At 62.7% G+C, this 7,582-nt stretch carries 8 protein-coding genes; 6 read left to right on the top strand and 2 right to left on the bottom strand.

Translation table 11 applies throughout. The features are described 5' to 3' along the window. Positions 1-142: 142 nt before the first annotated feature. Complete coding sequence (locus JX283_RS07510) at positions 143-1,600, top strand: LCP family protein (protein WP_204830019.1); 1,458 nt, start codon at positions 143-145, stop codon at positions 1,598-1,600. Between the two features lie 190 nt (positions 1,601-1,790). Here JX283_RS07510 and JX283_RS07505 read toward each other — a convergent pair whose 3' ends face one another. Continuing rightward, entirely contained in the window at positions 1,791-3,221 is a 1,431-nt protein-coding gene (locus JX283_RS07505; RefSeq protein WP_204830018.1) for an LCP family protein, read from the bottom strand. A gap of 261 nt (positions 3,222-3,482) precedes the next feature. Here JX283_RS07505 and guaA point away from each other — a divergent pair, with 261 nt between their 5' ends. Beyond that, on the top strand, positions 3,483-5,072 hold the full coding sequence (guaA, locus tag JX283_RS07500; RefSeq protein WP_204830017.1) for a glutamine-hydrolyzing GMP synthase: 1,590 nt from the start codon (positions 3,483-3,485) through the stop codon (positions 5,070-5,072). A 142-nt stretch (positions 5,073-5,214) separates the two neighbouring features. On the opposite strand, the gene JX283_RS07495 is transcribed toward guaA, so the two are convergent. Then, positions 5,215-5,742: a helix-turn-helix domain-containing protein gene (locus JX283_RS07495; protein WP_204830016.1), complete on the bottom strand. Its 528-nt coding sequence runs from the start codon at positions 5,740-5,742 to the stop codon at positions 5,215-5,217. A gap of 189 nt (positions 5,743-5,931) precedes the next feature. Between JX283_RS07495 and JX283_RS07490 the strand changes: the two genes are divergently transcribed. From JX283_RS07490 to JX283_RS08900, 4 genes are all read left to right on the top strand, one after another. Next, positions 5,932-6,129: a LysR family transcriptional regulator gene (locus JX283_RS07490; RefSeq protein ID WP_239652538.1), complete on the top strand. Its 198-nt coding sequence runs from the start codon at positions 5,932-5,934 to the stop codon at positions 6,127-6,129. Next, entirely contained in the window at positions 6,129-7,202 is a 1,074-nt protein-coding gene (locus JX283_RS07485; protein ID WP_204830015.1) for a site-specific integrase, read from the top strand. The genes JX283_RS07490 and JX283_RS07485 overlap by 1 nt, the downstream gene beginning before the upstream one ends. Before the next feature lies 1 nt (position 7,203). Continuing rightward, on the top strand, positions 7,204-7,512 hold the full coding sequence (locus JX283_RS07480; RefSeq protein WP_204830014.1) for a hypothetical protein: 309 nt from the start codon (positions 7,204-7,206) through the stop codon (positions 7,510-7,512). Positions 7,513-7,523: 11 nt separating this feature from the next. Further along, positions 7,524-7,582, top strand: a 59-nt coding sequence (locus tag JX283_RS08900) for a hypothetical protein (protein ID WP_370583432.1), incomplete at its 3' end; no start/stop codon positions are given.

Here is a 7,582-nt window from a genome sequence, read left to right as displayed (position 1 = left end):
CAGGAAGGGGGCCGAGCGGCGCCATGGCAACCCCCCGGATGGTGCCGCCATGGTTCACAGGGCCGCCATATAACCGCAGGTCCGGCGCGGTATAATCGGGCGATTGTCCGTTGATGACCCACACCGACCTGCGGAGACGCCCGTGAAGTCAAAGAAGAAGGCCAGATCGACCGCCGAGGACGCGGCACACCTCTCCCGAGAGGACGCCGCCGGCNTTTACGCCGAGAGGCGCAGGAGGCGCAGCCGCTCNAAAGGCCTCAAGGTCCTCGCGCTCGTCGTCGNGTGCGTCGTGGCGCTGGGCGCCGTGGGCGCGTGGGCGTACCTCTCCAACATCGAGGGGCGCCTCAACAGCGGCGTCGACCAGAAGCTCCGCGGCACCCTCACCACCACCGAGGCGGGGGACCCGTTCTACATGCTGCTCCTGGGCGTGGACAAGTCCGAGGAGCGCGCCGGGAGCGCCGAGTACGGCCAGGACTCCTCCAACTACCGCACCGACTCCATCATGCTGGCCCGCATCGACCCCAAGGACAAGCAGGTCACCCTCGTGTCGCTGCACCGCGACACCCTGGTGGACCTCGGCGAGCACGGCAAGCAGAAGATCAACGCCGCCTACTCCCTCGGCGGGCCGTCCTACACCGTGCAGGTGGTGAGCCGGTTCGCAGACGTGCCCATNTCCCACTANGCCGAGATCGACTTCGACCACTTCGAGGGCATCGTGGACGCCCTCGGCGGCATCGAGGTGGACGTCCCCATCGACATCGANGACCCTTACGCCGGCGAGCCCATCAAGAAGGGCCTCCAGACCCTCAACGGCGCCCAGGCCCTCACGCTCTGCCGCAGCCGTCACGCCTACGACGCCTACGGCGACGGCGACCTCTACCGCGCCGCCAACCAGCGCATGGTCATCGCAGCCATCGTGAAGAAGGTGCTGGCCTCCGACCCCGCCACCATGACGGCCACCATCTCGTCCATGGCCGACGCCGTGTCCACCGACCTCTCCCTCGCAGACATCCTGTCCCTCGCCAACCAGATGAAGGGCATCGACATGGACAAGGACGTCTACACCGGCATGGAGCCCACCACCTCGAGCTACGTCAANAACACCTGGTACGAGATCTGCGACACCGAGGCCTGGAAGACCATGATGACCCGCGTGAACCAGGGCCTCTCCCCCTACGCGAGCGCCGANGAGGACCCCACCGNCACCGACGCCGGCNGCACCGTCAACGTGAAGNACGACGGCGGCACCGACACCACCCTCCCCGACTCCACGACCTTTGACACCAACACGGGCGCCGACAAGGACGGCACGGACTACTCCGGCACCGTGGAGGTGCTCAACGGCGCCGGCGAGGAGGGTCTGGCCGGCCGCGTGGCCAACAGCCTGGCCCGTTACGGCTACGACACCTCCGCCGGCACCGCCCGCAACCACTACGACGACACCGTGGTGGTCTACATGAACGACGCCGGCAAGGCCAAGGNCGAGACCGTGGCCAAGGTGCTCGGCGGCCAGGTGAACGTCATCGACGCCAGCGCCGGCTACACCTCGGACGCCGACGTACTCGTGGTGCTGGGCACGGACCTGCGCGACTACAGCTGACGCCGCCCCTTGCGAAGGCAGACCCGCCCCTGCGGGGGCACACCGAAGGGGGCCGTGCACCTGGCGATGCACGGCCCCCTTCCCATGTCTGTCCCACCAGTCGGGCACTTCTGTCCCAACGGTCGGGCACTTTTGTCCCACCGGTCGGACCCCCNGGGCGTCACCTCGAGGCATGACCGAGGCCCCTGCCCTACTGCAGGGTGCCCGCCATGTCCGCCCCCAGCATCACCACGACGTCGGCCGTGCCGTCGCCGTAGGCGCCCTGGGCCGCCGCCACGGAGCCGGAGAGACCCAGCAGGTCGGCGATGGCCTGGGCGCGGGCCTTGTTCTCCTCGCCCACAAAGAGGATCTCGGTGGTGGCGTGGTCGTAGCTGTCGGCGCTCTGGGCGTCGGCCGTGTAGCCGCTGTTGCGCAGCGTGGAGGCCACGTTGCCCGCGAGGCCCGTGACGCCGGCGCCGTTGAGCACGAGCACGGAGCCCCCGGACTGCTGCTGGGAGCCGTCGCCGGAGCCGGTGGAGCCGTCGCCGTTCTCGATGGCGTGGTCGCCGCCGGCCACGGAGCTCGTGAAGTCCTGGGACTGGTCGGAGTAGGGCGAGAGCCCCTGGTTCACCCGGTCCATCATGGTCTTCCAGGCCTCCTCGTCCACGGTCTCGTACCAGGTGCCGTCGATGTACTTGGACGTGGTGGGCTCGAGGCCGGAGTAGAGGTCCTTGGACAGGTCGAAGCCCCTGAACGACGTGGCCAGGCTCGCGATGTCGGCCAGGGAGAGGTCGGTGGTGACCGACCCGGCCAGCTCGTTGACGGTGCCGGTGAGGGTGAGCGGGTCGCTCGCCAGCACCTTCTTGAGGATGGCGCCGATGACCATGCGCTGGTTTGNNGTGCGGTAGTAGTCGCCGCCGCCGTAGGCGTCGTAGGCGTGGCGGGCGCGGCACAGGCCCAAGGCCTGGTCGCCGTTGATGGTCTGCTTGCCGGCCTTGAGGTGGAGGTTGGCGTAGTCGTCGTCGAGGTCGATCTTGATGTCGACGTCGATGCCGCCGATCTTGTCCACCACGCCCACGAAGTCGTCGAAGTTGATCTCGGCGTAGTGGGAGATGGGCACGCCGGCGAACCGGCTCACCACCTCCACCGCATAGNAGGCGCCGCNGATGGAGTAGGCGGCGTTGATCTTCTGCCGGCCGTGCTCGCCCATGTCAACAAGGGTGTCGCGCTCGATGGAGACGAGGGTCACGTGCTTGGTCGCCGGGTNGATNCGGGCCAGGANCATGGAGTCGGTACGGTAGGCCGACGGGTCGTCGCCGAACTCGGCGCTCTGGGCGCGTTCCTTGGACTTGTCGGTGCCCAGGAGCAGCATGTAGAAGGGGTCCTTGATGTTCGAGGTGCTCAGCACGCCCTGGAGGCCGCTGTCGAGGCCCTGGTTCAGGCGCCCCTGGATGCCCACGAGGTAGACCACGGCCACGGCGACCACCGCCACGACGACGGCGCCCGCGGCCATGAGGCCCCGCTTGACGTTGCGGCTCCGGTCCCTCTGGCGGCGCTTGCGGGAGTAGCGCTCCTGCGCGCGGTCGCGGGTAAGGGCGGATGGATTGCTCAGTTGTCGGTTGCCTTGGCGTCTGCGGCTCACGGCGGTCCTCTCGGGCGCCGGCGGGCGCCTCTGGTCGATTGGCTGCTGCGTTTCTGGGTGCGGTTCTCGGCCGAGCGGTGCCCGGGTCGGCACCATGGTAGTAAACGGCCCCGCCCCTCTTGCCCCTCGCACAAGATATGCGGGTTTCTGTAGGGGTTGTAAGGGAGGGCGCCGCGCGGCGCCGGGTCCCTCCCCCTCCCCTCGCGGCCTCGCTCCGCGCTATCATCGGTCCTACGCCCCAAGGAGAATCCGGAGGTATCNATGGCAGACACGCCCCGCCCGCTCGTAGCCGTCCTCGATTTTGGCGCCCAGTACGGCCAGCTCATCGCCCGTCGCGTGCGCGACCTCCACGTCTACAGCGAGGTCGTCCCGTGCGACATCTCCGCGGCAGAGCTCGGCGAGATGGCCCCCGACGCCATCATCCTGTCGGGCGGGCCGGCCTCGGTCTACGCCGACGACGCCCCCGACATGGACCCCGCCATCCTCGAGCTCGGCATCCCGGTGCTGGGCTTCTGCTACGGCCACCAGATCATGGCGGTGAAGCTCGGCGGCGAGGTGGGCCACTCCGACGTGGGCGAGTACGGCCCCGCCCAGCTCATGCGCCTGGGCAGCTCCCCCCTGCTGGACGGCACCCCCAACGAGGTCCAGACCGTGTGGATGAGCCACCGCGACTCGGTGAGCCGCGCGCCCGAGGGCTTCATGGTCACGGCCAGGACCGAGGCCTGCCCCGTGGCCGTCATGGAGGACCCCCGCCGGCGCCTGTTCTCCACCCAGTTCCACCCCGAGGTGCGCCACACCGAGCACGGCGAGCGCATCCTCAGGAACTTCCTCTTTGACATCTGCCACCTGGAGCCCTCCTGGACCATGGACAACATCGTGGAGGAGAAGGTGGCCCAGATCCGCGAGCAGGTGGGCGACGCCAAGGTGATCCTGGCCCTCTCCGGCGGCGTGGACTCCGCCGTGGCGGCCGCCCTGGTGCACCGCGCCGTGGGCGACCAGCTCACCTGCGTGTTCGTGGACCATGGCCTGCTGCGCGCCGGCGAGCCCGAGAGCGTGGACCACGTGTTCCGCGAGGTGTTCAACATCCCGCTGGTGCNCGTCCACGCCGAGGAGCGCTACGCCAGACTCCTGGCCGGCGTCACCGAGNCCGAGGAGAAACGCCGCATCATCGGCACGGAGTTCTGGAAGGTCTTCTTCGAGGAGGNCCAGNAGCTGGGTGACGTGACGTACCTGGCCCAGNGCACCATCTACCCCGACATCATCGAGAGCGGTGCCCGCAAGACCGGCGGCAAGGCGAGCACCATCAAGAGCCACCACAACCTGATCCCATTCCCCGAGGGGGTGCACTTCGACCTCATCGAGCCTTTGGACCACTTCTTCAAGGACGAGGTGCGGGAGCTCGGCACCACCCTGGGCCTGCCCGACGAGGTGGTCTACCGCCAGCCGTTCCCGGGCCCGGGACTGGCCATCCGCATCATCGGCGACGTGACCCCCGAGAAGCTCGAGATGCTCAAGGGGGCCGACAGGATCGTGCGCGAGGAACTGGACGCCTACAACGCCAGGCTCTTNGAGGAGACCGGCGAGCGCAACAGCGCCCACNCCTGCNGGCNGTACTTCGCGGNGCTCCCCGACATCAAGAGCGTGGGCGTCATGGGCGACGAGCGCACCTACCAGCGCCCGGTGATCGTGCGGGCCGTGGAGAGCTCCGACGCCATGACGGCCGACTGGGCCAAGCTGCCCTGGGAGGTGCTGGGGACCATCTCCAAGCGCATCGTGGACGAGGTGCCCGGCATCAACCGCGTGTGCTACGACGTCACGAGCAAGCCGCCCGCGACCATCGAGTGGGAATGATTTCAGAGCATGGGAAAGCCTTGATATGACTGGATTTTTCGAGGCTTAGCCCCCTCTGTGGCAACGATTTGGCAACATTTTTTCATTATTCATAGGAAAAGAGCTAACTGGTTTTGATTGGGCCAGTTAGCTCTTTTTGTTTTTATTCTTCGGTTTGCTCTTTGAGAGCCTCCACCAGCATATCGCTCAGGCCCTGGGAGATTGGCTTGACCCGGCCTGGTGTGTTGGAGAACTCAGGGTAGCGGTAGCGCCAGCGGTCGTAGTCCTCCTGGGTAATCTCACCAGCTTTCAGCATGGCAGCGGCCTGACGCCAAGCGCAGAGCATTTCATGCAGTCGGGCGGCGTCCTTGCTGTGGCGCACATTGACCCGCAGGCAGACCTCCCCATCCAACTCGTCAATGGTAAGGCCATACCTATCTTCCAAAGTAAATAGGGTGTGCATCAGGCCCAAGTAGGAATCAATGTCCGGCACAGACAGCGCCAGCGGCGAAACGCCAAGAGTATTAGCCAGGGAGGCAGTCAAATCAGCTTTCGGTGTCCTGGCTCCGGTTTCATACTGTGCAAGGCGAACATCGGCGGACTTCTCCGGGAAGCCCAGTAGCATCCCAAGATATTTCTGTGTCATGCCCCGCATTGTACGGAAAAAGTGGATTCTTTCACCGATTGCCATAACTGTCAACTCCATTTCGACTATCGTTGCATTCAATATAGCAGATATGTTTAAGATAGTCAAGAGGAGCCTAAATAATTTTGCTTAATATTTTTCTGGAAACCGCTTGACATTAACAGAGTTGTTTAGTATAATACGAGAGAACTAAGCAATTCCGCTTAATAAAATCTAAAACAGGAGGTACATTATTTGAACGAGAACGGCTTCATGCGGGTGGACGATGTGGCAAGGGAACTGGGGATTTCCAAATCCTATGCCTATAAGATCGTTCAGAAACTCAACGCCGAACTGAGAGAAAAGGGATACCTGACGATCTCAGGCCGGGTCAACCGGCGGTACTTTATGGAAAAGCTCTGCTACGGCGGGGCGGAAAGGAAGGATACATAATGGCGGTCTACAAAGAAGAGAAGACCGGTACTTGGCGGGTGATCTACCGCTACACCGACTGGACTGGGGAACGGAAACAAACACAGAAGCGGGGATTCAAGACCAAGCGGGACGCACAGGCGTGGGAGCGGGAGCAGCAGAACAAAGCTACCTCCAATCTGGATATGACCTTCTCCAGTTTCGTGGAGCAGTACACAGCGGATATGCAGACCCGCCTCAAAGAAAACACCTGGGCCACCAAAGAACACATCATTCGTTCCAAGCTGCTGCCTTACTTCGGGAAGCTGAAAATGTGCAATATCACCGCCCAGCAGATCATCACTTGGCAGAACGAGATGCTGAACTATAAGGATGATAAGGGCAAACCGTACTCACCGGTCTATCTGAAAACGGTCCACAATCAGTTGAGTGCCATCTTCAATCACGCGGTCTGCTACTACAATCTCCGGGAAAATCCCTGCAAAAAGGCCGGGAGCATGGGGAAGAAGAAAAACCGGGAGATGCTGTTCTGGACGAAAGCCGAGTATCTGAAATTTTCCGAGGCCATGATGGACAAGCCTCTCTCCTACTATGCTTTTGAGATGCTCTATTGGTGCGGTATCCGAGAGGGGGAGCTGTTGGCCCTCACCCCGGCGGACTTCGATTTTGAGAAATGCACCGTTTCCATCAGCAAGTCTTACCAGCGGTTGAACGGCCAGGACTTGATTACTACACCGAAAACCGAAAAAAGCAACCGGGTCATCACTATGCCTCAATTCCTGGCGGATGAAATTCAGGACTACCTCAAAATGCTCTATGACATTGGCGAAAACGACCGGATGTTCACCGTCACCAAAAGCTACCTGCACCGGGAAATGGACAGGGGTGCGAAAGAGGCTGGGGTAAAGCGCATCAGGATTCACGATATTCGCCACAGCGCGGTTTCCCTTCTCATTGATATGGGTTTCTCCGCAACGGCAATCGCAGACCGGGTAGGCCACGAGAGCATTGACATTACTTACAACTATGCGCACTTGTTTCCGTCCAAACAGGCGGAAATGGCGGATAAATTGAACATGGAAAGGAGTGTTTGAGATGTCAGCGAAAAATTTGGACAGCCACAACCGCTGGCGGAACAAGACTGTGGCATTCCGGGTATCGCCGGAGGAGGATGCACAAATCGAAACCGCTGTCCGGCTCACCGGCCTCACCAAACAGGACTACATCATCCGGCGGCTACTGAACCGGAACGTGGTGGTACAGGGCAATCCCAGGGTCTACAAGGCCCTGCGCGATCAGCTTGCCGCCGTCCTGGATGAGCTGCGGCACATTGAGGCCGGGGCCAATGTCAGTGACGAGCTGCTGGACACTATCAACACTATGATAAGCTATGGAAATTATTGATTGACAAGAAGATGAACCGGACCGAACTGAAAGAGGCAGCAGGGATCAGCTCCAATGTTCTGGCAAAGAT

It is taken from the genome of Olsenella sp. CU969 (assembly GCF_905219715.1).
Taxonomy (GTDB): Bacteria; Actinomycetota; Coriobacteriia; order Coriobacteriales; family Atopobiaceae; genus Granulimonas; species Granulimonas faecalis.
This window is presented reverse-complemented; position numbering and strand designations above follow the sequence as displayed.